The sequence below is a fragment of the Pseudomonas sp. YY-1 genome (assembly GCF_002843095.1).
GTDB classification, from domain to species: domain Bacteria; phylum Pseudomonadota; class Gammaproteobacteria; order Pseudomonadales; family Pseudomonadaceae; genus Aquipseudomonas; species Aquipseudomonas sediminis_A.
The window spans coordinates 108,833-122,560 of record NZ_PJLX01000009.1 but is presented as its reverse complement, the minus strand read 5'-3'; the positions used below and the strand labels follow the sequence as shown (position 1 = coordinate 122,560).

The 13,728-nt window shown below is 61.9% G+C and carries 14 protein-coding genes; all 14 read right to left on the bottom strand.

What is annotated here, in order from left to right; all coding sequences use genetic code 11:
• Positions 1 to 6: 6 nt before the first annotated feature.
• The gene (gene fliL, locus CXP40_RS14380; RefSeq protein ID WP_106734303.1) at positions 7 to 528 is read right to left on the bottom strand and encodes a flagellar basal body-associated protein FliL; all 522 of its coding nucleotides are present in this window, start codon (positions 526 to 528) and stop codon (positions 7 to 9) included.
• A gap of 228 nt (positions 529 to 756) precedes the next feature.
• Complete coding sequence (locus tag CXP40_RS14375) at positions 757 to 1,983, bottom strand: flagellar hook-length control protein FliK (RefSeq protein WP_106734302.1); 1,227 nt, start codon at positions 1,981 to 1,983, stop codon at positions 757 to 759.
• A 67-nt stretch (positions 1,984 to 2,050) separates the two neighbouring features.
• A complete protein-coding gene (locus CXP40_RS14370) occupies positions 2,051 to 2,404 on the bottom strand; it encodes an Hpt domain-containing protein (protein WP_106734301.1) in 354 nt (117 codons plus the stop codon).
• Positions 2,405 to 2,433: 29 nt separating this feature from the next.
• On the bottom strand, positions 2,434 to 4,122 hold the full coding sequence (locus CXP40_RS14365) for a fused response regulator/phosphatase (protein ID WP_106734300.1): 1,689 nt from the start codon (positions 4,120 to 4,122) through the stop codon (positions 2,434 to 2,436).
• Between the two features lie 2 nt (positions 4,123 to 4,124).
• On the bottom strand, positions 4,125 to 4,430 hold the full coding sequence (locus CXP40_RS14360) for an STAS domain-containing protein (RefSeq protein WP_003460737.1): 306 nt from the start codon (positions 4,428 to 4,430) through the stop codon (positions 4,125 to 4,127).
• Between the two features lie 85 nt (positions 4,431 to 4,515).
• On the bottom strand, positions 4,516 to 4,965 hold the full coding sequence (fliJ, locus tag CXP40_RS14355) for a flagellar export protein FliJ (protein WP_021489636.1): 450 nt from the start codon (positions 4,963 to 4,965) through the stop codon (positions 4,516 to 4,518).
• 46 nt (positions 4,966 to 5,011) lie between these two features.
• The gene (fliI, locus tag CXP40_RS14350) at positions 5,012 to 6,358 is read right to left on the bottom strand and encodes a flagellar protein export ATPase FliI (RefSeq protein WP_017679162.1); all 1,347 of its coding nucleotides are present in this window, start codon (positions 6,356 to 6,358) and stop codon (positions 5,012 to 5,014) included.
• Positions 6,348 to 7,145, bottom strand: coding sequence for a flagellar assembly protein FliH (gene fliH, locus CXP40_RS14345; protein ID WP_106734299.1), 798 nt, complete (start codon positions 7,143 to 7,145; stop codon positions 6,348 to 6,350). Before fliH ends, fliI begins: the two co-directional genes overlap by 11 nt.
• A gap of 3 nt (positions 7,146 to 7,148) precedes the next feature.
• Positions 7,149 to 8,165 (bottom strand): flagellar motor switch protein FliG, encoded by a 1,017-nt coding sequence (gene fliG, locus CXP40_RS14340; RefSeq protein WP_106734298.1) that lies wholly within the window; start codon positions 8,163 to 8,165, stop codon positions 7,149 to 7,151.
• Positions 8,158 to 9,942, bottom strand: coding sequence for a flagellar basal-body MS-ring/collar protein FliF (gene fliF / locus CXP40_RS14335; RefSeq protein WP_106734297.1), 1,785 nt, complete (start codon positions 9,940 to 9,942; stop codon positions 8,158 to 8,160). Before fliF ends, fliG begins: the two co-directional genes overlap by 8 nt.
• A 10-nt stretch (positions 9,943 to 9,952) precedes the next feature.
• On the bottom strand, positions 9,953 to 10,282 hold the full coding sequence (fliE, locus tag CXP40_RS14330; RefSeq protein ID WP_013714978.1) for a flagellar hook-basal body complex protein FliE: 330 nt from the start codon (positions 10,280 to 10,282) through the stop codon (positions 9,953 to 9,955).
• 135 nt (positions 10,283 to 10,417) lie between these two features.
• On the bottom strand, positions 10,418 to 10,747 hold the full coding sequence (locus tag CXP40_RS14325; RefSeq protein ID WP_106734296.1) for a GIY-YIG nuclease family protein: 330 nt from the start codon (positions 10,745 to 10,747) through the stop codon (positions 10,418 to 10,420).
• A 232-nt stretch (positions 10,748 to 10,979) separates the two neighbouring features.
• Complete coding sequence (fleR, locus tag CXP40_RS14320) at positions 10,980 to 12,395, bottom strand: sigma-54-dependent response regulator transcription factor FleR (RefSeq protein WP_106734295.1); 1,416 nt, start codon at positions 12,393 to 12,395, stop codon at positions 10,980 to 10,982.
• A 3-nt stretch (positions 12,396 to 12,398) separates the two neighbouring features.
• Entirely contained in the window at positions 12,399 to 13,613 is a 1,215-nt protein-coding gene (locus tag CXP40_RS14315; RefSeq protein WP_106734294.1) for a PAS domain-containing sensor histidine kinase, read from the bottom strand.
• Positions 13,614 to 13,728 lie beyond the last annotated feature (115 nt).

Sequence of the window (13,728 nt, the reverse complement as noted above, 5' to 3'; positions counted from 1 at the left end):
CTCCCGCTACTGCAACACGAAATTGGTGAACAGCACCTGCTCGACCACAGTGCTGCCGGTTTCCTTCTGCGCCAGTTCCTGCACGCTGGCCAGCGCCTGCTGCAGAAGCATTTCCTTGCCCAACGGCGTTTGCAGCGCGGCAAAATCCTGACCGGACAGCAACATCACCAGACGGTTACGCAATACCGGCATATGCACCTTGAGCTTCTCCATGCCGGTGGTATCACGGCTCATCAAGGCCATGCTGACCTGCAGGTAGCGGGTACGGTTCTGGTAATTGAAGTTGACCACGAAGGCAGGCATCAGATCCTGGTAGATGGCCGGCTGGCGCACTGGCGCTGCTGGTGCGGCGGCCTCTGCCGGTTTGGCCTCCTCGCTCTTGTCACCCTTGCTGAGAATGAACCAGGTACCGCCCGCGGAAAGGCCAACGGCCAGCAGCAGACCCACCACAATCAGGATGATGAGTTTGAGCTTGCTCTTGCCGGCGGGTTGTCCGTCGGCAGCCGGTACCGCTTCTTTCTTAGCCATGCCAATAATCCGTCACTATCGGAGTTCTTTCCGCATTCAAAGGGTTAAGAGCAAGTGTTATGCCAGCATATGAGCAGGCTTGTCTAACTCTGGGCGCGGATTTAACAGCGCCAGCTACTTGCTGTCACCCAAAATGCATTCGCCCGGGCACCTTTCGGCAACCCGGGCGAATACAAGTCTAGCGGAGGAACACCGATAATCGGGCATTGCTCAGCGTTTGAGCCCTACTTATGCGTAGTAGTCGACCAGCCCGCGGCCAGAAGTCAAACGCTCACTGCGCACTTCCTGATGGACGCCCGGCTGCAGCTCGTCACTGGCTAGCAGATCATCACGCGAGCCAGAACCACCACGACCGCCCTCGCCCTGCCCCTGCCAGCCGCGGTTAAGCGACTGATCGGAAACATTGGCATCGGCCAGATTCATGCCTTGCTGCGCGAACAGCTCACGCAAGCGATGCATCTGCCCTTCCAGCGCTTCGCGCACCCCGGCATTGGGGCTGGCGAACGTCACCTGGGCCTGATCCTGGGACAGGTTCACCCGCACCTCAAGACGCCCCAACTCCGCCGGGTCCAGTTGAATTTCAGCCGACTTGAGGTTCTGACTGGACAACCACATGACGCGATCGACAACCGCCTCGCTCCAGCCCCCCTGATGCATGGCCACCGGCTGGCCAGGCACCAGCGGCGTGCGCTGGGCGGCACCGACCTGATGATTGAGCGCCTGCGTCAGCGCATTGAGCTTGCTGACGAACTGATCCGGGCGATTGGGCTGAACGCTGTCCTTGAGACTTTCCAGGGCATCCTTGGCCAGGCTTTCCAGCGGCAGGTCCAGCACCGACTCGTCAGAGCTCTCGGCCGCCTCCTCGCCCTTGCCCATAGCGGACATGGCCGCAGCGAAGTCCGTGCTGGTCGCCACCCGCGTGCTCTTGATCGCAGCGTCTTGCGACAACTGCGCCTTGCCCGCTTCTTCTGCCGGCTGCTTGAGCTGCGCCAGCGGATCGAGAACATCTTCCTCCAGCACTGGCTCAGCAGTATCCGCAGCACTGGCATTGGCACCGGTGATCACCAGCGCCGGCAACTCCGGCGAGTCCTGGGTGACCGCAGCATCCTCTACTGGCACCTGGATACCGCCCAGTGCCATCGCCAGCAACGGGTCGAGCTCTTCTTCAACGCCCTCCTGGGTCGGCAAGGAATTGCCGGGGGCGGCAACCGAGGGCTGCTCGGCGGCAGAAGAAGCAGTGTCAGCCGCTCCTGAAGAAGCAGCAGGCTTCTGCTCCTGGCTGGATTTATCGGTACTGCCAGTACGCTCGCCAGGCTTGGCCTGACGCTCCCTGGCATACATATCGGCAAAGCTGGAAGCACCGTTCTTGCTGGGTTCCGGCGCTTTGGCCGGTTGCTTCGCTTTGCTCTTCACCTCAGGCGTAGCCTGCAGGCGTAGGTCGGGCAACGCGGACATGGACGCTCTCCGTCTGATGGGTCGTGACGGGATCAGAGCAAAGGACGGGCCAACTCGTGAAAAGGCATCAGAGGCGATAACGCTGGCGCTCGGATTTGAACAGGATGCGCACGATGGCGAACTCACGCTCGACCTGCTCGATCAGCGCCGGGGCCAGGTCCAGTGCCTCGCGCCGACCGGCGTCCTCGAGTTCCTTGCACAGGCTGGCCAACAGTACCGCGCCCATGTTGCTGCAACTGCCCTTGAAGCTGTGCGCAGCCAGACGCAGGCCCTGCGCATCCCCCTCGGTCGCAGCCACATGCAGCAGACGCAGACGCTCCTCAGAATCGGCCACGAAGGTATCGAGCAGAATCGGGTATTCGTCCTCCATGACGTCCTGCAGGGCCGCCAAGACGGCTTCGTCGAGATGGATATCGGACACCGGGTCACTCCCTGAACAACAGCGTCGCATTATGCCTCAGAGGACCAGCAAAACTCCACGCTGACTCCCTGGCCCACCGGGGCAATCTGGAAACCGTCGCTGAGCTGACGAACCAGGGCAAGACCGCGACCACACAGGGCTTCGTCACCAAGCGCCATGACGGTGACCGGATCGAATCCGGGACCACTGTCCTCGACCCGGACGATCAGTCGCCCTCCCCCTTCTTCCGGCAGCATCTGCAAATGAAATCGTACATAGCCATCCTGCAAGGACGCCAGACGCAGACGTCGTTCCCGATAATACTCGGCAAAGCCGCTGGCATCCTGCTTGAGCGAGGAGTCCAGCCCCATTACCCCATGCTCCAGGGCATTGGAATAGAGCTCGGCGAGCACGGTATACAGCTCGCCACCACGCGGCCGCAACGCCCGCACGTCCAGCAGCAGCTGCAGCAAAAATGGCAGTGGGTTGAAGTGACGCAGGCTCAGCGCTCGAAACTCGAAACTGGCCGACCAGTCCATCACGCTGCCCTGACCGCTGTCGGCAAAGGCCAGTGGGCGAGGATGCTCGTCGTCTTCGGCCAAGCCGACCTGAAGCATGCTGACGTCATCCTGTTGCTCGCCACGGAACGCCGCCAGCGCCAGCTGAATTTCCTCGAACAATGCCTGCGGTTGACGATTGGCCTCCAACAGCCGGAGCAGGCGTTCCTCACCGAACAGCTGGCCGTGCTGATCACTGGCCTCAAGCACACCGTCGCTAAGCAGAAAGATGCGATCCCCTGGCGCTAGCGGATAGACCTCGCAACGGTCACTGAACGCAGCTGGCTCCAGAATCCCCAGCGGCAGATGACGGGATACCAATGGCTGGCGCGGGCGGCCATCGCCATGCAGCAGGTAGCCATCTGGCAGCCCGCCATTCCACACTTCGAGCAGCCCACGCTTGCTGCTGATGTTGAGCAAGGTGGCACAGCAGAAAACCCCAACCGGCAGGATGCGCTTTAGCTTGGCGTTGATCTCGCGAAGGATCTCGGCGAGCGCATGGCCTTTGGCGGTCATGCCATAGAACACCTCGGCCAGCGGCATAGCGCCAATAGCCGCAGGCAAACCATGACCGGTGAAATCGCCCAGCATCACGTGCATGCCGCCAGACGGTTTGTACGCCGCCAGCAGCAAATCACCATTGAACAGCGCGTAGGGCGACTGCATGTAGCGGATGTTCGGCGCATCCAGGCAGCCGGAATGCGCCACCTTGTCGAATACTGCCTTGGCCACACGTTGCTCGTGCAGCAGATGCTCGTTGTGCTGGGCGATCAGGTCGCGCTGTTGCAATACCGTGTCGTGCAGACGGCGCAGACGATCCATCGCCCCGATCTTGGCCTCGAGTATCACCCGGTTATAGGGCTTGGCGAGAAAATCGTCGCCGCCTGCCTCAAGACAACGCACCAGCGCCTCGCCCTCGGTCAACGACGTGAGGAAGATGATCGGCACCAGCGCTTCACCGGCCTGTTTCTTGATTCGACGCGCCGCCTCGAAGCCATCCATCACCGGCATCAGCGCATCCATCAGCACCAAGTGCGGGCGCTCCTGCTCGAACAGGGCGACCGCCTCCAGACCATTACTGGCTGTAAGCACACGATGGCCCTGACGGTTGACGATGGTGGACAACAGCATGCGGTCGGCCGCGTTGTCCTCGGCGATCAGAATGGCAAGTCGCTCAGACATGCTCAGCTGATCTTGAACAACTGCTCGAAGTTGGAGATGGCGAGGATCTTGCGCACGTCACTGCTGCAGTTGAGCAGGCTGATCTGCGCCGAATCGCCGCCAGCATGGTCACGCAACAGCAGCAGCATGCCCAATGCCGAACTGTCCAGATAGCTGGTGTCGCGCAGGTCGACCTGATAACGCTTGGGCGTCAGGTTGACGCGCTCGTAGGCGTCACGAAATTCCTGGTGGGAGGCGAAGTCGAAGCGTCCTCGAATCACAATGGTCAGCTCTTGCCCGTCGGCCGAGGGCTGCGAGGTAATGGCCATGTCTACTCCTTTGTCGAGACTTTGCCAGATAGGGCAATTCACGTTTGAAGGTGTAGCATCTGGTCGGCGACGAAACAACCTCTATTCAGGGTTCACCACGGTCGATCAGGCGTTGCGCCAGCTCGTCGAGCAGTTTCTGTTCGCGCTTGTCCTCGGCCAATCGGGCTTCGTCAATGTAGCGCTGCACCAGTTTGCGCAGCCCCTCGAGACGCGCATAGCGTTGCTGCCAAACGGCCCGTACTTTTTCCAGATTGGCGCGATGCCACTCCAGACTTTGCTGCTGTTGGCCGACCGCCGTCTCCAGCTGCGACAGAAAGCGCTGATAGTTCATCAGCCACTGGCCGGAAACGCCCTTGCTGCCCTCGCTGATCCACTGCTGCTGGTAGTCACCACGGAAACGCTCCAGCTCACCCAACTTGGCTTCGGCCTGGCCGACCAGTCCCTGGCAATGCCCGAGCTGGCGCGCGGCCTCGCGCTCGGCCTTTTCTGCCATCTCGACGACCGGCTGCAGACGCTTTGCGCGACTGAGACTCATCGATGTCCGACCTCAGCGATGACGAAAAATACCCTGATCAACGCCATCATTGCCCCAGCACGGCAGCCAGTTGCTCACGGCTCTGCGGCATGCCCACACTTTCATCCAACCCCTGACGCAGGTACTGAGCCATGACCGGCTGGCGGGCGATGGCCTGATCGGTATCCGCGTCGCCGCCCGGAACATAGGCACCGACACTGATCAGATCGCGACTCTGTTGATAGCGCGACCACAACTGTTTGAATCGCTGCGCCTGCTTGAGCTGCTCGGGCGGCACCACTTGCGGCATGACCCGACTGATCGAGGATTCGATATCGATCGCGGGATAGTGCCCCTCCTCGGCCAGACGGCGTGACAAAACAAAGTGCCCGTCGAGCACACCACGCGCGGCATCGGCGATGGGGTCCTGCTGGTCATCACCCTCACTCAGCACGGTGTAGAACGCGGTGATCGAACCGCCGCCGGCTTCGGCATTGCCGGCACGCTCGACCAGCTTGGGCAACTTGGCGAACACCGATGGCGGGTAACCCTTGGTCGCTGGTGGCTCACCGATAGCCAGAGCGATTTCACGCTGGGCCTGGGCATAGCGGGTCAGCGAATCCATCAGCAGCAGAACGTTCTTGCCCTTGTCACGGAAGTACTCGGCGATGCGCGTGCAGTACTGCGCCGCACGTAAACGCATCAGCGGCGCTTCATCGGCCGGCGAAGCCACGACCACGGAACGCTTGAGACCCTCTTCGCCGAGGATCTCGTCAATGAACTCCTTGACCTCACGCCCGCGCTCACCGATCAACCCGACCACGATGATCTCGGCCTCGGTAAAACGCGTCATCATGCCCAGCAGCACCGACTTGCCCACGCCGGTGCCGGCGAACAAGCCCAGACGCTGACCACGGCCAACGGTGAGCAGACCGTTGATCGAACGAATACCAACATCCAGGGGCTGACTGATGGGGTCGCGATTGAGCGGGTTGATGGTCGGGCCATCCACCGGCACCCAGTCCTCGGCCTTCATCCCGCCCTTGCCATCCAGGGCGCGACCGGTGCCGTCGAGCACTCGGCCAAGCATGGACATGCCCATGGGCAAGCGCCCGGCATCGGGCAACGGCACCACGCGCGCGCCAGGCGCAATACCCGCCAGACTGCCCGCCGGCATCAGATAGATCTTGCCCCCGGAGAAGCCCATCACCTCCGCCTCGACCTGAACCGGATGGTAGCTGTCTTCGTTGATGACCAGGCAGCGGCTGCCTATCGCCGCGCGCAGCCCTTCGGCCTCCAGGGTGAGGCCGACCATACGCAGCAGGCGGCCTTCGAGTATGGGCTGGCTGGGCAGGCTGATCGCATCGCTGTAGCCCTCCAGACGCCGGGCGAAGCTCACGCGATCAACGCGCATCGTCGCGGTCCAGATCCAGATTGATGTCCGCTTCCGGCGGCTGAGTGCTCTGCGCGCGCTGCTGCTCGAACAATTGCTTGAGTGCCTGCGCCATGCGCGTCTCGACGCTGGCGTCGATCTGGCTATGCTCCGACTCGATGCGGCAACCGCCAGGCAGCAGGCTTTCGTCCTCGAGAATGCGCCAGCTTTCCTCATGGCGCTCGCGCAGGGCCTTGATCGTCTCGAAATCCTGCGGGTTGACCTGGATGCGCACGTTGTCCGCCCCCATCGGCAGCAGCTTGAGCGCCTCGCGCAGGACCTGGCGAATCTGGCTGGAATCGCTGTTCAGCTCGCGCTGGATCACCTCGCGCACCATATGGCTGACCAGGCGCACCATGGCCACTTCCATCTGCTGGTCCTGCTCGGCAATCGGATCGAGCAACTGCATCATGAGTTTTTCCAGGCTGCCGACCTTCAGCGCCAGGGCCGCGTCGGCTTCCTGCTTGGCCTTGATCTGGCCGGCATGAAAACCGTCCTTCTCGCCCGTGGCGAAGCCTTCGTTATAGGCATCCTGGCGGATGGCCTCGAGCTCATCGAGCGTCAGCGGTTTGACGTCTTCGAGGGCGACCTCTTCGACCTGAACCGCCTCCTCCGCCTCGGCCTCAACCGGTACCGGCTGCTCCTCGACGAGCGGATCGATTTCGGCCTGCTCCTCGCCCGGCTCGTCGAAGCTGGGCAAGGCCCAGCGGTCGAACGTGCCCAGATCCTTGGCGCGAATCAGCTCGCTTTCCGGCTCCTTGGCGGCCATGGTTTAAACCATTTCCTCGCCACCCTTGCCGCCGAGCACGATCTCGCCGGCTTCGGCCATGCGGCGGGCGATGGTGAGAATTTCCTTCTGCGCGGCCTCGACGTCGCTGACGCGTACCGGGCCCTTGGCCTCCAGGTCGTCGCGTAGCAGCTCGGCCGCACGTTTGGACATGTTCTTGAAGACCTTGTCCTTGATCGCCTCGTCGGCCCCCTTGAGCGCCAGTACCAGCACCTCGGACGAGACCTCGCGCATCAGCGCCTGGATGCCACGGTCGTCGACATCGGCCAGGTTGTCGAAGACGAACATGAGGTCTTCGATCTGTGTCGACAGGTCTTCGTCCACTTCGCGGATGGAGTCCATCAGCTGACCTTCCACCGAGCTGTCGAGGAAGTTCATGATGTCCGCCGCACGCTTGACGCCGCCCATGGTGGCGCGCGTGGTGTTGGCGCTGCCGGAGAACTGCTTCTCCAGGATCTGGTTGAGTTCCTTGAGTGCGGACGGTTGCACGGTATTGAGCGAGGACACACGCAGGATGATGTCCAGGCGCACCTTGTGGTCGAAATGGCTGAGCACTTCGCCGGCCTGGTCCGGATCGAGATAGGCGACGACGATGGCCTGGATCTGCGGGTGCTCGTAGCGGATCACATCGGCAACGGCACGCGGCTCCATCCATTTCAGGCTGTCCAGGCCACTGGTGCTGCCGCCCAGCAGGATGCGGTCGATCAGATTACCGGCCTTGTCCTCACCCAACGCAGAGGTGAGCATCTTGCGGATGTAGGCATCGGAACCCACACCGAGGCTGGTCTGGTCGCCGACGATGTCGACGAACTCGGCCATCACCTGCTCGACCTGCTCGCGGTGGATATTGCGCATGCCAGCCATGGCCACACCGACGCGCTGCACTTCCTTCGGCCCGAGGTGACGCAACACCTGTGCGGCATCGGTCTCACCCAGCGAAAGCAGCAGAATCGCAGCCTTGTCGACCTTGTTCAGCTTGGTAGCGGTACGATTGTCACTCATCGGCGTTGATCCACTCTTTGACGACCTGGGCGACGCGGCCAGGATCTTCCGCTACCAGACTCTTGATAGCGTTCAGCTGTGCATCATACCCCTCGCTGGGGCTCGGCAACATGATGCTCTGCGGCCCGCCGAGGCTGACGCGATCGTCGGACAGCTCGCCGTCCAGACCTCCCATTTCGCCCAGTTCCACATCGCCGGAACCTGCCAGCTCCTTGCCCCTGCCGCCGCCGGTGATGTTGTTGAGCACCGGACGCAGCACACCGAACACCAGCACCAGGATGAACAGAACACCGAGCACCTGCTTGACGATGTCCCAGAACCAGGGCTGGGTGTAGAACGGAATATCCGGAATTTCTTCGCCCATCGACGCGGTGAACGCCGTGTTGATGACGCTGACGCTGTCGCCGCGACTGGCATCGAAGCCCACCGAATCCTGAACCAGACGAGTGAAGCGCGCCAGGTCATCAGCGGTCCAAGGCACCCGGCTGCTTTCGCCGGTGGCCGGGTCGACACGTACCTGGTCGTCCACCACCACCGCCACCGACAGACGACGCAGGCGCCCCTGCTGCTGACGGGTGTAACTGATGGAGCGGTCCAGCTCGAAATTGCGGGTGGACTGCTCACGCTTGTCCGCCGGATACGGGGCGAGCATCGGCTGGCCGGTGGCAGGATCCATGATCTGCTGACCGTTAGCATCGACCAGCGGCTGACCAGCCGCTATAGGACCGGCGGGAGCGGCAGCGCCTGCAGCCTGCTGCGGAGCGGCAGCCGGGCCCGGTGGTTGATTGGACAGGGCGCCCGGCACGCCTTGCGGCGGCAGACTGCTCTGGCGCTGCTCGTTGACCTGTTGCTCACTGCGCAGCGCGGGTTGATCCGGATTGAACATTTCGGAAGTGGATTCAACCGAGCTGAAATCCACATCAGCCGACACTTCGGCCTTGTAGCGACCGGTGCCCAGCACCGGCTGCAAAATGTTGTGTACGCGCTGGGTGAACAGCGTTTCCATACGGCGGGTGTAGTCGAACTGCTTGCCAGCCATGGTCAGCTCGGACAGCTCCTGCTGATCGGAGAGCAGATTGCCCTTCTGGTCGACCACCGTGACTTGCCCTTTGTCCAGCTCAGGCACACTGGTCGCCACCAAATTGACGATCGCCATGACCTGACTGGGCTCCAACCCACGTCCCGGGTAAAGCTCGACCAGCACCGAGGCAGACGGCTTACGCTCGTCACGTACAAAAACGGAAGCCTTCGGCATCGCCAGATGCACGCGCGCTGCTTTGACGTTATTGAGGCTGGCCACCGTGCGCGCCAACTCGCCTTCAAGGCCGCGGCGATAACGGGTTGCCTCCATGAACTGACTGGTACCCAGACCCTGCTCACGGTCGAGAATTTCAAAACCGACGCTGTTATCGGTCGGTGCCACGCCAGCGGCAGCCAGGCGCATACGCGCACGGCTCAGATCGTCGGCCTTGACCAGCAACGCGCCGGAGTTGGGCTCGACGGTGTAGTTGATACCCGCAGCGTTGAGGGTTTCCACCACCTGAGTGGCGTCCATTCCATTGAGGCTGCCATAGAGCGGGCGATAGTCCGGCTGCTGCGACCAGAGCACCACGGCAAAACCGATCGCCACGCTGGCAGCCAGACCGACCAACAGACCGAGCTGCCGCAGCACCGACATCTCGGCGAGATTTTCCAGGAAGCTAAGGCCCAACAGGGGCTTCTTCGGCTCGCCTGACTCGGCCTTGGCCGGTACGTTTGCTACTACTGCTTCAGCCATGAATCAACCCTCAGACCGGCATCTGCATGATGTCTTGATAAGCCTGGACCAGCTTGTTACGCACCTGGGTCATGGCCTGGAAGGATACGCTGGCTTTCTGCGAGGCGATCATCACATCGGTCAGATCGACCCCGCTCTGCCCCATCTCGAAAGCGGTCGCCAGTTTATTGGAAGCCTGCTGGGTCTCGTTGACCTTGTTCACCGCTTGGCCGAGCATTTCCGAGAAACTCGGCGCCCCTTGCACTGGCTCGCTCGCAGCAGGCTTCTGACGCGCCATGGCCTCAGCCTGCATGGAACGCATTTCCAGCATCAAGCGATTGAATTCGACACCTTGGCTCATGACTTCCTCCACTGCCCGCTTTTTGACACTAGCGGCGCTATGCAGGGGTATTTGCAACAAGGGTGCCAACAGAGCAGCTACAGGCTGCTTATGGGAATCAGATCGGGGACACGCAGATAGATGGGGTAGCTACCGTCATCCCCGCGAACGCGGGGACCCAGCAGCAAGAGAAGAATCACCAACAATCTCCGACCAGAGATCCTGCCATTGCGGATTTCGCTCTTCGATCAGGCGCAGCTTCCAAGCACGATTCCATTTCTTGATCGCCTTCTCCCTGGCTATCGCGCCACTCATACTTTCATGCTGCTCGTACCACACCAGCAACTTCACTCCATAGCGGAGTGTAAAGCCCTCAACGGCTCCCTCTCTATGCTGCCAGACACGCTGCAGCAGATCCGCTGTAACTCCGGTATAGAGCGTGCCATTACGCTGACTGGCCATAATGTAAACGGCGGGTTGTTTCATGCTGCAGTCCTTTGCAGATTGGGCCCGCCATAGGTAGGAAGGCCTATTCAGCGATCGATTTGAGCCCGAACGAAAAAATCGCTCCTACAAGCCAGGACAACCTTAGCACCGCGGCTGGATCCCCGCCTTCGCGGGGATGACCTCGGTTATTTTATCATCGTCATCCCCGCGAAGGCGGGGCCCCAGGAAATCCTATCAGCCGTATCTCCTACCACCGCACAGCTCAGCAAAACTAACTGGCGTACAGATAAGCCTCGACATCCATCCCGGCATCTCGCATCTGCGCCAGCTTGTATCGCAGGGTGCGCGGGCTGATCCCCAGGCGTTCGGCGGCCTCCTTGCGGCGGCCGCGCTCGGCACGCAGGGTGTCGATGATGACCTGAAACTCACGACGACGAAGGTCCTCGCCCAGTGCGCCGGAATCCACCGCAGCCGGCGGCTCGGCCGGCTGCAACACTGGCGGCGCAACGCTTGGTACGACTGCCAGGCGCGGCACAGCGCTCTGCACCGTCTGACCTATGGGTGCGTGCAGGCAGAGATCCTGCGCCTGTATCACCCCACCCTGCTGCAGGATCAAGGCTCGCTGAATGGCGTTGTCCAGCTCACGCACGTTGCCCGGCCACTGATGCTGCACCAGGCTCTGCGCAGCCGACTCGGACAGACGCACCGGCGCCTGATTCATTTTTTTGACGTGCTTGGCCAGCAGCCGCTCGGCAAGCGGCAGAATGTCGGCAGGCCGCTCACGCAACGGCAGCCAGGCCAAGGGGAAGACCGACAGCCGATAATAGAGGTCCTCGCGGAAGCGTCCTGCGGCAACCTCGCTAGCCAAGTCACGGTTGCTGGTGGCCAGCACGCGAATATCCAGGTTGGTTGGCTTACGCGCCCCGACCCGTTCCACCTCACGCTCCTGCAGCACACGCAGCAACTTGGCCTGCAGCCCCAGCGGCATTTCGGAAATCTCGTCGAGCAGGATGGTCCCGCCATCGGCCAGCTCGAACTTGCCCGGCTGAGCGGTGACCGCACCAGTGAACGCGCCCTTCTCATGCCCGAACAAAGTAGCCTCAAGCATGTTGTCGGGAATCGCCGCACAGTTGATGGCAATGAAAGGCCCGGAGGCGCGCGGCGACTGCTGATGGATATAACGCGCCAGGACCTCCTTACCGGTCCCCGACTCGCCCGTGATCATCACCGTCGAATCACTCTGCGCCACGCGTGACGCCAACTCCAGCAGTTGCACGCTGGCCGGCTCGAGCGCTACCGGGCCATCGCGATCCCCCGCCGTCAATTTACCGAGAGCGTGCTTGGCCACCAGCTCCAGCAGCGTGCGCGGCTCGAACGGCTTGACCAGATAATCAGCGGCGCCCTGACGGATGGCATCCACTGCCCGCTCTACCGCGCCGAAAGCCGTCATCAGCAATACCGGCAGTTGCGGATAACGACTACGGATCTGCGCCAGCAGTTGATGACCATCCATACCCGGCATGTTGACGTCGCTGACCACCAGCCCGAACGGCTCTTCGGTCAACGCTACCAAGGCCGCCTCGGCGCAATCGACGGCTCGATAATCATGTCCGCCTAGGCACAGGGTATCGGCCAGGGCTTCGCGCAGCGCGCGATCGTCTTCAACCAGCAGGACTTTGGCAGCCATGGGTTACTCCTGATTCGAGTGAGACGCCGCATCAAGCAGCGGCAGAGAAACGATGGCGCAGGTACCACGACCCGCACGCGATTGCAGCAGCAACTGGCCCTGGTGGGCGCGTGCCACAGCCTTGACCACGGCCAGGCCGAGGCCGGTTCCGGTAGTCTTGGTGGTAAAGAACGGCTCACCAAGGCGCGCCAGGGTTTCCCGACTCATGCCGGGCCCGTTGTCACTGACGCACAGGCGCAACTGGTTGTCGCGGCGGTACAGATGAACCTTCAGACGCGCATCGCGCCCAGCCGCTTGTATGGCGTTGTCGATCAGGTTGAGCACGGTGCCAACGAGCGTGTCGCGATTGCACAGTAGTTCGCCGTCGCGCACATCGCACTGCCAGCGCACGGCCATATCGCCCACATGCGCATCGGCAGCTGCACGTAGCGCGTCGAACAGGACTGACGGCGACAGGCGATCCGGCAGCGGCAACTCACCGCGGGCAAAGATCAGCATGTCGCGCACCTGGTTTTCCAGCTCGTGCAACCGCTCCTTCAAACGCCCGGCGAAGCGCTGCTGCTGTTCGGCTGGCAGCACCTGTTCATTCAGATGGCTTGCGTAGAGCAACGCAGCGGAAAGTGGCGTACGGATCTGATGGGCCAGGGAAGCGACCATGCGCCCCAGCGCCGATAGGCGCTCATGGCGAGAGAGCTGATCCTGCAGGCGACGGGTTTCCGTCAGGTCGGTCAGTAGCACAAGCTGCCCCGGCTCCCCGTGCAGGGAACGCGTGGCGATAGATAGACGGCGGCCGTCGCGCATGGAGATTTCATGACCATCGTCTTCACGCGGGGCGAAGTTGCGTGCGATCACCTGACGCCAGAGCATGCCCACCAGGGGCTGGCCGAGCAGCGCACGCGCCACGGGGTTGGCCTCGCGCACGACACCCTGACCGTCGATGACGATCACACCGCCAGGCAACAGATCCAGCAGGCTTTGCAGGCGATGGGCCAGGCGCTCCTTCTCCGCCAGTTCCTGCATGCGCTGTGCACTGACCAGCGCCAGCTGCCCCTTCAGCTCATTGACCCGCGCCTCAAGCAGGCTGTAGGACTCGCTTAGCTGATTGGACATCTGATTGAACAGGGCAAAGGCCTGCTCCAGTCCCGCGCGGCTGGCTTGTTCGAGCGGTGCGGAGCCGCTTGGCTCGGCTGACTCGGTAGGACGAAGGTTGGCTTCCATCTGCTTCTCTCGTACGACGTACCGTCAGAAGACGGTCAGATACAAGAGCCTTAGCAATCCCCGTGCCTACTTTTTTGTTCTTATTTTTCAATAGGTTGAAAAAGAGAAGCCGAAG

Coding starts and splice junctions, on each gene's coding strand:
- fleR (WP_106734295.1), bottom strand. CDS start 12,395: ATGGCTGCCAAAGTCCTGCTGGTTGAAGACGATCGCGCGCTGCGCGAA.
- CXP40_RS14365 (WP_106734300.1), bottom strand. CDS start 4,122: ATGTCTGAGCGACTTGCCATTCTGATCGCCGAGGACAACGCGGCCGAC.
- CXP40_RS14375 (WP_106734302.1), bottom strand. CDS start 1,983: ATGTCCGCGTTGCCCGACCTACGCCTGCAGGCTACGCCTGAGGTGAAG.
- CXP40_RS14315 (WP_106734294.1), bottom strand. CDS start 13,613: ATGGAAGCCAACCTTCGTCCTACCGAGTCAGCCGAGCCAAGCGGCTCC.
- fliI (WP_017679162.1), bottom strand. CDS start 6,358: ATGCGCGTTGATCGCGTGAGCTTCGCCCGGCGTCTGGAGGGCTACAGC.
- fliL (WP_106734303.1), bottom strand. CDS start 528: ATGGCTAAGAAAGAAGCGGTACCGGCTGCCGACGGACAACCCGCCGGC.
- fliG (WP_106734298.1), bottom strand. CDS start 8,165: ATGAGTGACAATCGTACCGCTACCAAGCTGAACAAGGTCGACAAGGCT.
- fliE (WP_013714978.1), bottom strand. CDS start 10,282: ATGAGCCAAGGTGTCGAATTCAATCGCTTGATGCTGGAAATGCGTTCC.
- fliJ (WP_021489636.1), bottom strand. CDS start 4,965: ATGAGTCTCAGTCGCGCAAAGCGTCTGCAGCCGGTCGTCGAGATGGCA.
- fliF (WP_106734297.1), bottom strand. CDS start 9,942: ATGGCTGAAGCAGTAGTAGCAAACGTACCGGCCAAGGCCGAGTCAGGC.
- CXP40_RS14325 (WP_106734296.1), bottom strand. CDS start 10,747: ATGAAACAACCCGCCGTTTACATTATGGCCAGTCAGCGTAATGGCACG.
- CXP40_RS14360 (WP_003460737.1), bottom strand. CDS start 4,430: ATGGCCATTACCTCGCAGCCCTCGGCCGACGGGCAAGAGCTGACCATT.
- fliH (WP_106734299.1), bottom strand. CDS start 7,145: ATGGCCGCCAAGGAGCCGGAAAGCGAGCTGATTCGCGCCAAGGATCTG.